Origin of the sequence: Hydrogenimonas thermophila, from assembly GCF_900115615.1 — a bacterium.
In the GTDB taxonomy this organism is placed as follows: Bacteria; Campylobacterota; Campylobacteria; order Campylobacterales; family Hydrogenimonadaceae; genus Hydrogenimonas; species Hydrogenimonas thermophila.
The window spans coordinates 12,488-27,326 of the sequence record NZ_FOXB01000018.1 but is presented as its reverse complement, the minus strand read 5'-3'; the positions used below and the strand labels follow the sequence as shown (position 1 = coordinate 27,326).

Here is a 14,839-nt window from a genome sequence, read left to right as displayed (position 1 = left end):
TGATGAATTTTATAATTAAAACTATTTTTTTAACTATTTTAAGCAGTGTAGTATTGTTTGGTTTTAGCGATATCGATTTTGATGGTGTAGATGATTCTATAGATAAATGCCCAAATACACCTATAACAGATTTGGTTGATGAAAATGGCTGTTCTATCAAGTCAGTAATTGTCGATCAATACTTTGATATGATCTTTGGAGTATCGTATAGTCAATTAAATTATCGCAGTAATAAAAAGACAGATACATATACTACAACTGCTCAAGTAGATTATTATCGTGGAAATTTTACACTGCAGTTTCAAAGCTCCTATTTTAGAAGTGATGGCTCTAGAAGAAGTGATAAAGGCTGGAATGATACGTCTGTTTCTGCAAATTATAAGTGGAAGCTTGCATCTGACTTTACAGTTAGAGCAGGTATTGGGCTGGTTTTACCAACATATGATACAGGTTATAGTAATAATAAAACAGATTATACTGTTAATTTGAATTGTAACTATAAAGTAGAAGAGTGGAGCTTTTTTGCAGGTTATAACTATATGTTGGTAGGTGATAACGATGTTATTACAAAAAATGAGATAATAAGATACCAAAATACAGATGCATTTAATTTGGGTGTTGGTTATGATTTTACACCAAAACTAAATGCAAGTATCTCTTATTATCAATCAGATTCTATATATCGTGATGTTGAGACGATAAAAAATATCTCACTATATGGATTTTACAGTATAGACAGCAACTGGTTTACAACAATCAGTTATGCAAAGGGTTTAACAGACTCAACAAGTGACAACTATGTGGAATTAAGAGTAGGTTACTACTTTTAACTCCACAAATGATTCACACTTATGTGATATAAATTACAAAATAAAAAAAGGAGGAGTTGAGTGATGAAAAAAGTGATCCTTTTAAGTGCATTAGCTCTATCGACACTATTTGCTGAATCTTTAACAATGTATGATTCTGTTGAAGTTACTCGTAGTGAACCTGTTTACAGGATGGTAACCGTAAGGTCTCCAGTTGAAGAGTGCTGGGATGAGAAAGTTCCAGTGTCTAGTGGTAGTGATGGAACATTGGGAGCTATTATCGGTGGTGCCGCTGGTGGTATTCTTGGACATCAAGTTGGCGGTGGAAGTGGAAAAACAGCTGCAACTGTAGGTGGAGCTATTCTTGGAACAATTGTTGGAAAGAATCTTGCTGAAGGTGATGGGAACAGTGATCCTTCTTACAGAATTGAAAGACGCTGCAAGACAAGATACATAGAGAAAACAGAAAACCGATTAATCGGTTATAAAAACTATGCAAGATATAAAGGTCAAGAGATCGTTAAATTCAGTAACAAACCTTTAAAAAGGATTGATATTACTGTAAATGTAAATTACTAAAAGTTGATATTAGCTTACTTAAATCGCGGGGAAGCAGATAGAAGCTTTCTCCCGCTTTTTTATAGTAAGGTAGTGTTACCTCTTCAAAACTTTCATAATCTTCATAAAGATTGATTGCTAGATCGAAGTCTATTTTTCTTCTTGTTAGAGCTTCCATACTCAAAAGTGTATCGTTAATAGAGCCAAGACGACTAGGGCTGATGAGAAGAGTTCTATCTACTTTAAAGATAGCAGGCAAGTCTATCATAAATAGATTATCTTCTATGGGAACCAGTAATCCTCCAGCACCCTCTATAAAAAGGATATCACATACCTTTTCAATTTTTTTCAACTTTTCTTTAATCAAGTCAAAAGAGATTGTTTTATTGCCTTTTGCGACATATGGTGCGGCTGGTAGTTCAAACTGTATGGGTACTACATCATTAATTGTAAGTTCATTGGCTAAAGGGTTTAACTCTTGTATTGTTTTAAGCAAGATTGTACCATCATCTGGTTTTCCATTTAAAACACCAGTTTCAATAGGTTTAAATGCAGCAGGACGTAAACCTTGTTTTGCAGCCTCTTTCATAAGAGCAATGGTAGTGTGTGTCTTACCTATATTTGTATTTGTTGCAGTAACAAAAATTTTTATCGTCATCTACTCTTCTTTCGATATAATTATTTTAAATACTTAAAAAATTAGGGATTAAAATGGAAAAATATGAATATTTTAACACATTATTGCCACAAATTATAGGTTTAAAAAAGGGTGCTATAGCACCTCAAATTACCCCTTCTGCTGCATTTGGATATGCATCGGCTGAAGAAGCAGAATCTATCTTTTCAGGAGAAGCTGCAAAACCTCTATATGCACGAATGGGTAATCCTACTGGAGCTAAACTTGAAACAGTACTTGCAAAAATGGAAGGCGGGCAAGGTGCAGTTGTAACTTCATCGGGAATGGCAGCTATTACAATGGTCTTGACAGCATTTTTGCAAAGTGGTGACAAGGTACTCTGCATAGGCGGTTTTTTTGGCGGGACTTATGCATTAATGAATGATACACTTCCCCGTTTTGGAATAGAAGGGATCTTTTGTGATGTAGATGATTATGATGGGATAGAAAAGGCTTTGCAAAGTGGTGTAAAGATGGTGCTTTGTGAAAGTGTAGGAAACCCAAATTTGAAACTGCCAAATCTTCGTGAAATTGCAGGATTATGTGACTGCTATAATGCACTTTTTGTTATAGATAACACGGTTACTCCATTGATTGTAGAGCCTTTTAAAATGGGAGCAGATTTGGTTGTTTATTCTACAACTAAAATCATTTCTGGTCACTCGGCTGCACTTGGTGGGGCTGTTGTCTTTAGGGCTATCAAAGATTCTGATGAAAAACTGTTAGACTCCAAGTTTTCAGCAGTCCACCCTATTTTGAAAAAAGGAAAAGGTGCTTTAATGATGGTTTTAAAAAAGCGTGCAATGCGTGATTTTGGTATGAGTGCCAATGCATTTGCCTCTTTTTTAACACTGCTTGGGTTAGAGACTCTGCCTTTGCGCACAAAAAGGGTAAATGAGAGTGTTGAAAAACTTGTAAGGCTTTTGGATGAAGCAGGTGTTAATGTAAGACATCCAAGTCTTGAAACACATGAGCATCATTTGCGATATAAAGAGATTTTTTCTGATGGTTGTGGTCCTATTGTAACCATTGATTGTGGTACTAAAGAGAAAGCATTTACTTTTTTGAATGAGTCTAAGTTGATTACGCAAACTGCTAATATTGGAGATAATCGTACACTGGGTTTGCATATGGCAAGTACCATATATAGAGATTTCAATGAAGATGATAAAAAAAGGCTTGGCATTACCGATGGGTTGGTTCGTCTATCTATAGGTCTTGAGAGTCCAGATGAGTTGGCTAAAGATATGATCTTAGCTTGGAAAAGTGCTCAAAGTTGAAAAAATTTTAAAATGTGGTATACTTAAAGTAATATAAAATAGAGTCAGAGATTAAATGTAAAGGAAATAAATTGGCGCACAAAGAGTGGGTTGAAAGCGAAAGTCAGGTTGACCTTGAAGAGCCGGAGCTTTACAAAGTGATAATGTGGAATGATGACTATACTACAATGGATTTTGTTGTTGAAGTTTTAAGTGATATATTTTATAAGAGTTATGAAGAGGCTGTGGCAATAATGCTTGATATTCACGAAAAAGGCAAAGGTGTCTGTGGAGTATATACATACGAGATTGCAGAGATGAAAGTTCATCAGACAATCAAACTTGCCAGAGCCAATGAGTTTCCTTTGCGTGTGACAATGGAAAAAGAGTAAAAGTTTTGCTCAAAGGATTATTAAAAAGGAAAAAATTATGATAAGTAAAGATTTAAACGATATTTTTAAAGAAGCAGTAAAATATGCCAAAATGCATCGTCATGAATATTTGACAGTAGAGCATATATTTCTTGCTGCACTTCTTTCACCGCAGGGAGCAGAGATTCTAAAATCTGCCGGAGCGGATGTTGAGCAGATGAAAGCAAGAATTAATCAGCATCTTATATCATCTCTTCGTCCACTGCCTGAAGGTGTGGTTAGAGAGCCATTTGAGACGGTTGCACTATCTCGTGTAATTGAACAGATGATTCGTCATGCGCAGAGTGCAGATAAAAAAGAGGCGAGTGTAGGCGATTTGATTGTATCAATTTTTAATGAAGAACACTCATTTGCAGTGGCATTGATGAATTCACAAGGCATAAACAGATTAAGTATTTTGGAGATTATTACTGAAAATAGTCCTAAAGAGAAAGCAAAACCTAAAAGTAAAGAGAATGAGTATCTTGACCAGTTTACAGTAAATCTGGTAGAGCGTGCAAAAGAGGGAAAAATAGATCCGGTTATAGGCAGAGAGAATGAGATAGAAAGGGTAATGCAGATTCTTTGCCGGCGTAAAAAGAATAACCCTGTACTTGTTGGTGAGCCTGGTGTTGGAAAGACAGCAATTGCCGAAGGTCTTGCTTTAGAGATTTCAAAAGGCAATGTGCCTGATATGTTAAAAAATATGGAAGTCTTTTCACTCGATATTGGTTCACTAATTGCCGGTACAAAGTATCGTGGTGATTTTGAAAAGAGATTAAAAGGCGTTTTACATGAGTTAGAACAGCATGAAAATGTTGTTCTTTTTATAGATGAAATTCACAATCTTGTTGGTGCAGGTTCGACAAATGGAGGCAGTATGGATGCATCCAATTTGCTAAAGCCGGCACTTGCTAATGGAAGTTTAAAGTGTATTGGTGCGACGACATTTGATGAGTACAGAAACTTTTTTGAAAAGGATAGGGCTCTTAGCCGACGTTTTGCAAAGGTTGATGTAAATGAACCAAGCTTTGATGATACATTGAAAATACTTAAAGGTTTAAAACATAAGTATGAGACACATCACAGTGTCAGGTTTAGTGAAAAGGCTTTAAAGACAGCGATTGATCTTTCTGTAAAATATATGCACGAGCGTTTTTTACCAGATAAAGCAATTGATATTATTGATGAGGTTGGAGCATCTTTCCGTCTTAAAGCACGAAAAAGACGCAATGTCAGTGAAAAAGATATAGAAGATGCTGTAAGCAAAATGTTGAATCTTCCTCCTGCACGTGTTACAAGTGATGACTTGGCTACATTGCAAAATCTTGAGACAATTCTAAAAAGCAAGGTTATTGGTCAAGACCGTGCTGTTGAAGAGGTGGCTGCTGCTATAAAACGAAATAGAGCAGGACTGGGTGCGCCAAATAAACCAGTAGGATCATTTCTGTTTGCAGGACCTACAGGTGTAGGAAAAACAGCACTTGCTATAGAGTTGGCTGAAGCTCTTGGCGTTCATTTCGAGCGCTTTGATATGAGTGAATATATGGAGAAACATGCAGTCAGTCGCTTAATTGGTGCTCCTCCTGGGTATGTCGGTTATGAGCAGGGTGGACAACTTACTGAAGCGATCCGTAAACATCCTCATACGGTACTGTTACTTGATGAGATTGAAAAAGCACATCCTGATTTAATTCAAGTTCTTTTGCAAGTTATGGATAATGCAATGCTTACAGACAACACAGGTAACCGTGCTGACTTTAAGAATGTCATAATCATTATGACATCGAATGTTGGAGCGACTGAAGCTAATGTAATGGGCTTTGGAGCCAAGAATGAGTCAAAACACGACTCTGCAATCAAGTCAGCTTTTTCTCCTGAGTTTAGAAATCGTCTTGATGCTGTGATACGCTTTGATCATCTTAAGTTAGAGCATGTTAAAAAGATTGTCGATAAGTTTATAGATGAATTGAATGCACAGATGGCTGATAAGAAAATTGTTATTAAACTTTCTGAAGCAGCTAAAGAGCATTTGGCTAAAGAAGGTTATGATGAATCAATGGGAGCAAGACCTCTTAGCAGGGTAATAGCTGAGCAAATTAAAGCACCTTTAACTGAAGAGATTCTTTTTGGAGCACTCAAAAACGGTGGCGAAGTCAAGTTTGGTGTTAAAGGTGGAAAATTAGAATTTAAGGTTCTTGAGAGTGTCTAGTGAACCAGCAATTCCAAGATTGGGGTTTGATTATATCTTCCCCAATCCCCGCTATGCTATGAAAGAAGGATTACTGGCTTACGGAGGTGATCTTAATCCTGATCGTATTTTAGTAGCTTACCGAAGAGGAATTTTTCCTTGGTATAATGAAGGTGATCCAATTCTTTGGTGGTCACCTGATCCAAGACTTCTTTTATACCCTAATGATTTTAAAATTCATCGATCCCTTCGAAAAAAACTTAGACAAAAACGCTTTACGGTAAAATTAGATCGAAATTTTGAAGCAGTAATGCAACATTGTGCAGAAGTTCCTAGGCATGGTCAAGAAGGTACTTGGATTTTACCTGAAGTAGTTGAAGCTTACTCTTTATTGCATGCACGTGGATTTGCTCACTCTGTAGAAGTTTATGATGAAGATGACAAATTAGTAGGTGGACTATATGGTATTAGTACAGGAAGAGCATTTTTTGGCGAATCTATGTTTGCTTTGAAGCCTGATGCATCCAAAATTGCACTAGCCCATATGGTAGAGCTTGCAAAGCAGTGGTCATTTTATTTTATCGATTGTCAAATTCCTTCAGAACATTTGATCAGACTTGGTGCTGTAAGAGTAGAGCGTGACAGATTTTTAGATGAGCTTGAAGTTTCACAGCAGTACCTTGGTATGCCTGGAAATTGGCAAGAACATGAGGCTTTGCTAAAAGAGTTAGAGTGGTAAAGTTCTTGATTTAATAAAGGAATCAAAATGGCAATTGATTATATGGAGTATTACACAAAAGATGATTATGCTAAGTGGGAAGGTGATTGGGAGTTGATATATGGTGCCCCTTATGCAATGAGTCCATTTGCTTTGCCACATCATCAGCTTATAAATGGAAAAATTTTTAGACAATTGGATGAACAACTAGATGATTGTCCAGTATGTCAAGCATTTATAGAGACTGAAGTTGAATTTGGTGAAGATACAGTTGTTCGTCCAGATAGCTTTGTTGTCTGTTATCCATTTGTAAATAGGCTAGATAAAGCACCAGATATTATTTTTGAGGTAGTTTCAAAAAGTAGTGCAAAAAGAGATGAACATTTGAAATTCTCTCTTTATGAAAGTGAAGGAGTAAAATATTACATTTTGGTCTATCCAGATAATAGAAAAGCTAAAGTTTACAAACTACATGATGGGCGTTATATCAAAGTAGGTGATTTTAGTAATGAAACATACACTTTTGAGATTGAGTGTAAAATAGATTTTGATTTTAGTTTTATATGGAGATAAAGGGGATTAAATGGTAAATGAACAGTTAGGTTTTTCACTTTGGCTTGATTTTATTGAAAGAGATTTTTTACAAAAAGAGTTTAAACGGTTAATTGAAGAGGGTGTTATAAACGGTGCTACAAGTAATCCAGCTATTTTTGCTTCATCAATTGCAACATCTACTGCTTATACTACACAGTTAAATGAGCTTAAAAACCATTCAGCTAAAGCAAAGTATGAAGCATTGGCAAAAACAGATATAAAGTTGGCTGCCGAGGCTCTGAAACCTCTCTATGATGCAGGTAAAGATGGGTTTGTAAGCATTGAAGTTGATCCATTTTTGTGTAATGATACTGACGGAACAGTAGAAGAGGGACTTAGACTTTACCAAGAGATTGGAATGGAAAATGTTATGATTAAAGTCCCGGCAACTGAAGCTGGATATGCTGCTATGAAAGAGTTAATGAGTAAGGGAATCCATGTAAATGCAACTCTCATTTTTTCACCACAGCAGGCACTTAAATGTTTAGATGCTATGACAGAAGGTTTAAAAATCTGGCGTGAAACCGGAAATAACAAAGATGTTCAAGGCGTTTTAAGCGTTTTTGTAAGCCGTTTTGATCGTATGCTAGATAAGCAGCTTGAAGAAAAAGGTGTCCAGCCTGGTCTTGTAGGTATTATGAATGCAGCTAAAGTTTATAATTTAGTTGAAAAAAGAGGCGAAAAGGCTATTCGTACACTCTTTGCCAGTACTGGGGTAAAAGGTGATATATATGCGGCTGATTATTATATAAAAGGTTTGATGGCAAGTCATAGTGTTAATACTGCTCCTTTGACAACTATAGAGGCTTTTATAAAGAGCCCTGATCATACTCCTAAATTACCAATAGAAGCTGATAAAATAGATGAGTTTTTTGAAAAAGTTGCATCTACTGGAATTGATATGGACGCTGTTTATGAAAAGCTTTTAAGTGATGGATTGAAAGCTTTTGAAGAGGCATTTTCAGGGCTATTAAGCCATTTAGAGTAGGAGATTTTAATGTCCATAGAGGGTGGTGGCTCTCAAGCTACAAATGCAACAGTAAAACTACGTAAATATATGAAAGCATTGGTTGCTCATGGTGGAAGTGACCTGCATATAAAAGCAAATTCACAAGTTCGTGCACGTATTAATGGAGATATTGTCACTGTAAGCAAAGAGAAACTTACAAAAGAAGAAGCGCTTGCAATGGCAAAAGAGATTTTAGGTGAACGTTTTGATGAGTTTGTAGAGAAAAAAGAGATAGATTTTCTTTTTATGTTTGATAAAGATACCCACTTTAGAGGTAATATGTTTTTTCAGATGGAGGGAGTTTCAGCTGTTTTTAGGGTAATACCTGCAAAAATTCTCTCCTTAGATGAGCTTAAACTACCTAAAGCTTTGCATAAGTTGACAACACTCTCTCGCGGTCTTGTTTTAGTTACAGGTGTGACTGGTTCAGGTAAATCTACAACATTAGCTGCACTTATTGATGAAATAAATAGAAATCAAAAAAAACATATTATTACAATTGAAGATCCGATTGAGTTTGTACATAAAGATAGATCTTGCTTGATTAATCAGCGTAGTATTGGTCAAGATACACTAAGCTTTGCCAATGCTTTGCGCTCTGCTCTTCGTGAAGACCCTGATATTATTTTGGTTGGAGAGATGAGAGATACTGAAACAATAGATACTGCACTTCATGCTGCTGAAACAGGTCACCTTGTCTTTTCAACTCTTCACACATTGGATGCAAAAGAGACAATTAACAGAATTGTAAGTGTCTTTCCTTCTGAAGAGCAAAATCGCATTAGAATGACACTGGCTTCTGTTTTAGAGGGTGTACTTTCTCAACGTTTGATCAAGACTGTAGATGGGAAAAGGGCAGCTGCTCTTGAAATTCTTTTTAAGACCTCTTTTATAGAGCAACTTATTTTAGAAGGTCGTGATCTTGAAATAAAAGACGCTTTAGATGAAGGTTCACAAATTTATGGAACACAAAGTTTTGATACAGCTCTTTTAAATCTATATAAAGAGGGAAGAATCTCACTTGAAGAGGCTTTAGGAAATGCATCAAGTCCAAATGATTTAAAACTTCGTATTGAAGGGCTTGGTGGAGAAATTGACAGTAAGCAGACAGCAGAAGATAAAACGTCTGATTTTGAAAACGATGATGATATATTTGCATTAAAAGAAGATTAAACATAAAAAAGATATAATTCGCCTCTTAAAGTGCCTAGGCACTAATTTTTTTGTAAGGAAACACTATGTTGGAAGGAATCGTTAGAGAGAGTATCGGCAAAAGCGATGCAAAAAAACTTCGCCGAGATGGTTATCTAATCGCCAACATCTATGGAAAAGGGCTTGAAAACATTCATGCTGCATTCAAGATGGGTGAATTTATCCGTACTGTGCGAAACAAAGAGAAACTTGCATTCCCTGTAAAAGTGGGTGATAAAGAGATGGAAGTTGTTATTCAAGAGTATCAACTTCACCCAGTAACAGATCAAATTCTTCACGTAGATTTAATGGTTGCACAGCCAGGTGTAGTTACACACTATATGGTACCTGTTAAGACTGTTGGAACTCCTAAAGGTCTTAAAAACAAGGGTGTTTTGGCAATTTCAAAACGACGTATCAAAGTTAAAGGGACAATTGAAAATATTCCACAAAGCTTTGTTCTTGATGTAGCTGATCTTGATGTCGGTGATGCAATCTTGGTTCGTGATATCCCTGAATCTGATAAATACAAAATCATGGTTGCAGGTCGTGTACCTGTAGTTGGGGTTATTAAAGCGAAGTAATTAAGAATGTGGCTTATCGTAGGCTTGGGTAATCCTGGCAAAGAGTACGAATATACACGCCACAATATAGGGTTTCTGACGGTCGATCATTTGATCGATCAAACAGAAGCCCGTTCTCTTTCCTCTTCATCATTTCATGGTGAACTTTTTAAATCAGCAAATCTTCTTTTTTTAAAACCTACAACCTTTATGAACCGCTCAGGTATATCTGTACAAGCTGTAAAACAGTTTTATAAGATAGAGTTAGATAATATTATTGTTATACATGATGACCTAGATTTACCGTTTGGTGCTTTGCGCTTTAAGCAAGGCGGTGGAAGTGGTGGTCATAATGGTTTAAAGTCAATAGATGAAATGATTGGTAGAGATTATATGAGAGTTCGTATGGGTATTGGTAAACCAGCATATAAATCACAAGTTGCTGATTATGTTTTAAGTTCATTTAGCAAAGAGGAACAGCAAAATCTATCACAATGGATTGAAAGTGCTGCTAATGCGACGCTAGAATTAACTAAACAGCCATTGGGCATTGTCTCTTCCAAGTATACAATCAGAGCTAAGAATTAAGCATCAATATATTTAGATGCACAAGGTATTTTAGATGCGAATGTTTAGATATATATCCTGGCTTTATTTACGCTATTTTTTAATTATTGCGACAGCTCTTACCTCTCTTTTTGCCGGCTTGGATTATATGCAAAATGCTCCTCAACTAAATGGTTTTAATATTAAAGTACTTTATCTTTTTTATAAGAGCATGTATGCACTGAATCTACTTTTTCCAATTGCACTGGTCTTTGCAATGATTGTTACAAAAATGGCTCTTATTCGCTCTAATGCATTAGTAAGTTTTTATGCTCTTGGTTACTCTAAAAAGGCAATACTTGCGCCATTTTTTATTACAGCTTTTGTCTTGACACTTTTTTATGTTTTTATGCATTTTACCCCATTTGTAAATGCTGAAAGCGATGCAAAAAGTCTGTTAAACCGTAAATCAGAGAGTTCAACCAAAGATATTTTTGTAAAGTATAATGAAAGTTTTGTATATATAGGAACTCTTTTGCCTTTAACAAAAAAGGCTAATACAATTAGAATTTATCGGTTGAAAAATGGAAATTTAAGTCAAATTATTTATGGAGAAACAGCAACTTTTGATGGTAAAAGGTGGAGAGTTGAAAATGCAAAAATAGTCAATAAACCAAATCCAAAAGCTTTAAATGGAGAAGGAATTACAACGTCATATGAGCCAGTTATTTATACATTAGAAGGATTTAAACCACAAGTTCTCTCGTCTGTAATGGAGGGAAAACACTATTTTACTATTCAAGATGCATGGGGTGCCTGGTCAGTTATGAATCTTCAATCGCTTGAAACATCAAAAATTCGTTCAGTTATGTACTATATGGTAGTTGCTCCATTTTTTGCACCATTTCTGGTTGTTCTATTTTTTCTTTTTATTCCGCCGCATGCTCGCAGTTCAAATCTTTTTTGGACATCTTTTACTCTTAGCGGTTTGACACTAATGGTTTGGGGGACAATATATCTGCTTTATCGTATAAGTTTAAGTGGTGTTATCTATCCTGAACTTGGAATAATACCAGTAGTATCTGCTTTAACAATTTTAGCTTTTTGGGCATTTGTTAAGAGAACAGATATTATTTAAAAAAGCTATTTAACTCTATTAATCTTCAATATTTTATTGATCATCATCAATCTTTTAAAGGTTTGTTTGTTAAAATAAAAAAATTAAGTTTTAAAGGGCAGTGTCTTGATCGATTTTAATACTTTAGCAGACAAATATGGTACACCACTTTATGTTTACGATTTTGACCATATTACACAGCAGTATGAGAAATTAAAAAAAGCGTTTGCTGGACGAAAATCATTGATAAGTTATGCAGTAAAAGCAAATTCAAATCTTTCTCTTATTTCACATCTTGCATCATTAGGTTCTGGAGCAGATTGTGTCTCTATTGGTGAAGTTAGACGTGCTTTGATGGCTGGAATTCCAAAATATCAAATTATTTTCAGTGGAGTTGGCAAACGGGATGATGAGATAGAAGAGGCTTTAAAGAGTGATATTCTCCTGCTGAATTTGGAGAGTGAAGCTGAGATGGAGCGTGTTGAAGAGATTTCAAAAAAACTTGGCAAACAGGCACGCATCAGTATTAGGGTAAATCCAAATATAGATCCAAAAACTCATCCATATATCTCTACAGGACTTCATGAGAATAAGTTTGGCGTTGATTTGGAAACGGCAAAGAGAATGTACATTAGAGCGAACAACTCAGACTATCTGGATCCTATAGGTATTCACTTTCATATTGGTTCTCAGTTAACTGAATTAGAACCTATAAAAGAGAGTGCACAGATTGTAGCAGACCTTGTTCGAAGTTTAAAAGCTATAAAAATAGATATTAAGTTTTTTGATGTAGGCGGTGGTCTTGGAATTGTTTATGATAATGAAACAACTATAGAGCCTTATGACTATGCACAGGCTATATTTTCTACACTGTATGGACTTGATGTAACAATTATTTGTGAACCAGGGCGTTTTATGGTAGGAAATTGTGGATACTTCTTGACAAAAGTACTTTATGAGAAGGTTAATGAAGGGAAACGTTTTATAATTGTAGATGGCGCAATGAACGACCTTCTAAGACCAAGCCTCTATAATGCATATCATAAAGTCGAAGTTGTAGGAAAAGATAGTAGTGACGGTAGTGAAGCTGATGTAGTAGGACCAGTATGTGAGAGTGGAGACTTTTTGGCTAAAAAAAGAGTTTTGCCTAAAACAGAGCATAATGATTTAATTGTAGTACATAGTGCCGGTGCATACGGATTTGTTATGTCGGGTAATTACAATACTCGTCCACGACCTGCAGAGGTAGCTTTAAAAGATGGTAAAGACACTCTTATAAGAGTGCGTGAAACATTCGAAGATTTGATTAAATTGGAGAAAATGTGTCTGTAGCAAGAGAAGTTAAGGGCTATATGATTGATGTACAGGGTACATTGATTGATGATAAACAAAAACGCCCAATTGCTGGCAGCATAGAAACAATCTATAAGCTGCAAAAGCAAAAAACTCCTTTTGTTCTTGTAACAAATAATACAAAACAAGATAGTGAAAAGTTCAAAACATACCTTCACGAGCTGGGGTATATTTTTGACGATACGCAGTATTTGGATCCTCTTATGGTTCTTGATACAATTTTGCCGCCTACATCTGTTGCGGCATATGGAACTCCAGAATTTCTAACGCTACTTAAAGAGCGTGGATATAGATTTGATTTTGAAAGTCCTAAAGCTGTTTTAGTCTCTATAAAAGCAGATTTTACAAATGATGAATATGCTCAAATGATTGAGTTGATCCTTGGTGGAGCAAAACTTGTCGGTATGCACGAAACATCCATTTATGCTAAAAATGGACGTAGGTATCCGGGAGTTGGTGCTATTTTAAAGATGATCTCATTTGCAACTGGTTGTGAGTATCAAGTTGTAGGAAAACCAAGTGTATCTTTTTATACTCAAGCTTTAGAAAAACTTCGCACTCAAGACAAGAGTATATCGTTTGAAACAGTTGAAATGATAAGTGATGACTTGAAAGGAGATCTTAGCGGTGCAAAAGCTCTTGGTATGAAAACCTCTCTTGTTCTCAGTGGCAAAATTTCTTCTATTGAAGAGGTAAAATCTATTGTAAAAAATAGTGCAGACATAGTTGCAAAGACAATAGGGGATGTGTTAAATATAGGCTCAGGAGATTGGCATGAACTTAGATGAATTACGCAAGCAGATCGATTCAATTGACGATAAACTGCTTGAACTTTTAAATGAACGTATAAAAATTGTTCAAAAAGTTGGTGAACTAAAACATAAAACAGGTGGAGCAATTTACAGACCTGAACGTGAAAAGGCAATTATCAAAAGATTGTCAGAACAGAATAATGGTCCAATGACTGAAGCGGCTATTGAAGCAATTTTTTTAGAAATTTTTGCAGTTGCAAGAAATTTTGAGCAACCGCAAAAGGTTGCCTATCTTGGACCTGAAGGTAGCTTTACCCATCAAGCGGCTGAAAATCGTTTTGGTGCAATGAGTGAGTATATTCCTCTGCATTCTATATCGGCAGTTTTTAAAGCAGTTCATGCCAAAAGAGCAAAGTTTGCTGTTGTTCCTATAGAAAATAATACAAATGGTTTTGTTGGTGAAACTTTGGATGAGTTGGCAAAGACAGATTTGAAAATTGTAGCTGAGCTATATATGCCAATTCACCACTCATTTGTTACAAAAGCACAGAAGCTTCATAATATAAAACGTATATATTCTAAAGATATAGCATTTAACCAGTGTCGAAATTTTTTAATGGAACACGAACTTGATGCAATAGAGTATATTCCTGTTGAATCAACATCAAAAGCGGCAAAATTGGCTTCTCAGGATCCTGAAAGTGCAGCTATATGTTCACATATTGCAGCTAAACTCTACCAAGTTCCTGTTATGTTTGAAAATATCGAAGATAATCATAAAAATAAAACCAGGTTTATAATATTAAGTGATTTTGAAAACCTTCAAAGTGGTGATGACAAAACATCTATACTTGCCAGACTCTTTGACAGACCAGGAAGTCTTTATGAATTTTTACAAAGTTTCCATGATGCCAATGTAAATTTAAAAAAGATTGAAAGCCGTCCAGCACCAGAAGAGGAAGGTTTTGACTACTGGTTTTACATAGATTTTGAAGGTCATAAAGATGATCCAAATATCCAAAAACTTTTTAAAAAACATGAGAGTGAAATCAAGTATTTGGGTAGTTATGTAAAAAATGGATAAAGGTAAGAA

General features: G+C 35.6%; 16 protein-coding genes. 15 read left to right on the top strand and 1 reads right to left on the bottom strand.

Going from position 1 to position 14,839, the window contains the following annotated elements; translation table 11 throughout:
* The first annotated feature begins 2 nt into the window (after positions 1 to 2).
* Complete coding sequence (locus BM227_RS07015; protein WP_092912474.1) at positions 3 to 830, top strand: porin; 828 nt, start codon at positions 3 to 5, stop codon at positions 828 to 830.
* Positions 831 to 893: 63 nt separating this feature from the next.
* Entirely contained in the window at positions 894 to 1,388 is a 495-nt protein-coding gene (locus BM227_RS07010) for a glycine zipper 2TM domain-containing protein (protein ID WP_218147925.1), read from the top strand.
* Here BM227_RS07010 and bioD read toward each other — a convergent pair.
* Positions 1,366 to 2,025 carry a dethiobiotin synthase gene (bioD, locus tag BM227_RS07005; RefSeq protein ID WP_092912472.1) on the bottom strand — a complete coding sequence of 220 codons (660 nt, stop codon included), beginning with the start codon at positions 2,023 to 2,025 and terminating at the stop codon, positions 1,366 to 1,368. The genes BM227_RS07010 and bioD overlap by 23 nt on opposite strands.
* Positions 2,026 to 2,078: 53 nt before the next feature.
* On the opposite strand from bioD, the gene BM227_RS07000 reads away from it, so the two are divergent.
* From BM227_RS07000 to pheA, 13 genes are all read left to right on the top strand, one after another.
* Complete coding sequence (locus tag BM227_RS07000) at positions 2,079 to 3,323, top strand: trans-sulfuration enzyme family protein (protein ID WP_092912470.1); 1,245 nt, start codon at positions 2,079 to 2,081, stop codon at positions 3,321 to 3,323.
* A 71-nt stretch (positions 3,324 to 3,394) separates the two neighbouring features.
* Positions 3,395 to 3,694 carry an ATP-dependent Clp protease adaptor ClpS gene (locus BM227_RS06995; protein ID WP_092912468.1) on the top strand — a complete coding sequence of 100 codons (300 nt, stop codon included), beginning with the start codon at positions 3,395 to 3,397 and terminating at the stop codon, positions 3,692 to 3,694.
* A gap of 37 nt (positions 3,695 to 3,731) precedes the next feature.
* A complete protein-coding gene (gene clpA / locus BM227_RS06990) occupies positions 3,732 to 5,924 on the top strand; it encodes an ATP-dependent Clp protease ATP-binding subunit ClpA (RefSeq protein ID WP_092912466.1) in 2,193 nt (730 codons plus the stop codon).
* A complete protein-coding gene (gene aat, locus BM227_RS06985; protein ID WP_245757036.1) occupies positions 5,917 to 6,642 on the top strand; it encodes a leucyl/phenylalanyl-tRNA--protein transferase in 726 nt (241 codons plus the stop codon). The genes clpA and aat overlap by 8 nt, the downstream gene beginning before the upstream one ends.
* A gap of 27 nt (positions 6,643 to 6,669) precedes the next feature.
* Entirely contained in the window at positions 6,670 to 7,194 is a 525-nt protein-coding gene (locus tag BM227_RS06980; RefSeq protein ID WP_092912464.1) for a Uma2 family endonuclease, read from the top strand.
* Positions 7,195 to 7,204: 10 nt separating this feature from the next.
* The gene (locus tag BM227_RS06975; RefSeq protein ID WP_092912462.1) at positions 7,205 to 8,203 is read left to right on the top strand and encodes a transaldolase; all 999 of its coding nucleotides are present in this window, start codon (positions 7,205 to 7,207) and stop codon (positions 8,201 to 8,203) included.
* A 9-nt stretch (positions 8,204 to 8,212) separates the two neighbouring features.
* Positions 8,213 to 9,397 (top strand): type IV pilus twitching motility protein PilT, encoded by a 1,185-nt coding sequence (locus BM227_RS06970; RefSeq protein WP_092912461.1) that lies wholly within the window; start codon positions 8,213 to 8,215, stop codon positions 9,395 to 9,397.
* 65 nt (positions 9,398 to 9,462) lie between these two features.
* A complete protein-coding gene (locus BM227_RS06965) occupies positions 9,463 to 9,999 on the top strand; it encodes a 50S ribosomal protein L25/general stress protein Ctc (RefSeq protein WP_092912459.1) in 537 nt (178 codons plus the stop codon).
* Between the two features lie 6 nt (positions 10,000 to 10,005).
* On the top strand, positions 10,006 to 10,566 hold the full coding sequence (gene pth, locus BM227_RS06960) for an aminoacyl-tRNA hydrolase (RefSeq protein WP_092912457.1): 561 nt from the start codon (positions 10,006 to 10,008) through the stop codon (positions 10,564 to 10,566).
* A gap of 34 nt (positions 10,567 to 10,600) precedes the next feature.
* Positions 10,601 to 11,662, top strand: a complete 1,062-nt coding sequence (locus BM227_RS06955; protein ID WP_092912456.1) for an LptF/LptG family permease — start codon at positions 10,601 to 10,603, stop codon at positions 11,660 to 11,662.
* A gap of 105 nt (positions 11,663 to 11,767) precedes the next feature.
* Positions 11,768 to 12,973 carry a diaminopimelate decarboxylase gene (lysA, locus tag BM227_RS06950; RefSeq protein ID WP_092912454.1) on the top strand — a complete coding sequence of 402 codons (1,206 nt, stop codon included), beginning with the start codon at positions 11,768 to 11,770 and terminating at the stop codon, positions 12,971 to 12,973.
* Positions 12,964 to 13,782: an HAD-IIA family hydrolase gene (locus BM227_RS06945; RefSeq protein WP_245757035.1), complete on the top strand. Its 819-nt coding sequence runs from the start codon at positions 12,964 to 12,966 to the stop codon at positions 13,780 to 13,782. The genes lysA and BM227_RS06945 overlap by 10 nt, the downstream gene beginning before the upstream one ends.
* Positions 13,769 to 14,830: a prephenate dehydratase gene (pheA, locus tag BM227_RS06940; RefSeq protein WP_092912452.1), complete on the top strand. Its 1,062-nt coding sequence runs from the start codon at positions 13,769 to 13,771 to the stop codon at positions 14,828 to 14,830. The genes BM227_RS06945 and pheA overlap by 14 nt, the downstream gene beginning before the upstream one ends.
* Positions 14,831 to 14,839: the final 9 nt, after the last annotated feature.

What these genes read in the sequence shown, in the direction of transcription:
- BM227_RS07015 (WP_092912474.1), top strand. Translation starts at nt 3, where the DNA reads ATGAATTTTATAATTAAAACTATTTTTTTAACTATTTTAAGCAGTGTA.
- BM227_RS07010 (WP_218147925.1), top strand. Translation starts at nt 894, where the DNA reads ATGAAAAAAGTGATCCTTTTAAGTGCATTAGCTCTATCGACACTATTT.
- bioD (WP_092912472.1), bottom strand. Translation starts at nt 2,025, where the DNA reads ATGACGATAAAAATTTTTGTTACTGCAACAAATACAAATATAGGTAAG.
- BM227_RS07000 (WP_092912470.1), top strand. Translation starts at nt 2,079, where the DNA reads ATGGAAAAATATGAATATTTTAACACATTATTGCCACAAATTATAGGT.
- clpA (WP_092912466.1), top strand. Translation starts at nt 3,732, where the DNA reads ATGATAAGTAAAGATTTAAACGATATTTTTAAAGAAGCAGTAAAATAT.
- BM227_RS06980 (WP_092912464.1), top strand. Translation starts at nt 6,670, where the DNA reads ATGGCAATTGATTATATGGAGTATTACACAAAAGATGATTATGCTAAG.
- BM227_RS06975 (WP_092912462.1), top strand. Translation starts at nt 7,205, where the DNA reads ATGGTAAATGAACAGTTAGGTTTTTCACTTTGGCTTGATTTTATTGAA.
- BM227_RS06970 (WP_092912461.1), top strand. Translation starts at nt 8,213, where the DNA reads ATGTCCATAGAGGGTGGTGGCTCTCAAGCTACAAATGCAACAGTAAAA.
- BM227_RS06965 (WP_092912459.1), top strand. Translation starts at nt 9,463, where the DNA reads ATGTTGGAAGGAATCGTTAGAGAGAGTATCGGCAAAAGCGATGCAAAA.
- pth (WP_092912457.1), top strand. Translation starts at nt 10,006, where the DNA reads ATGTGGCTTATCGTAGGCTTGGGTAATCCTGGCAAAGAGTACGAATAT.
- BM227_RS06955 (WP_092912456.1), top strand. Translation starts at nt 10,601, where the DNA reads ATGCGAATGTTTAGATATATATCCTGGCTTTATTTACGCTATTTTTTA.
- pheA (WP_092912452.1), top strand. Translation starts at nt 13,769, where the DNA reads ATGAACTTAGATGAATTACGCAAGCAGATCGATTCAATTGACGATAAA.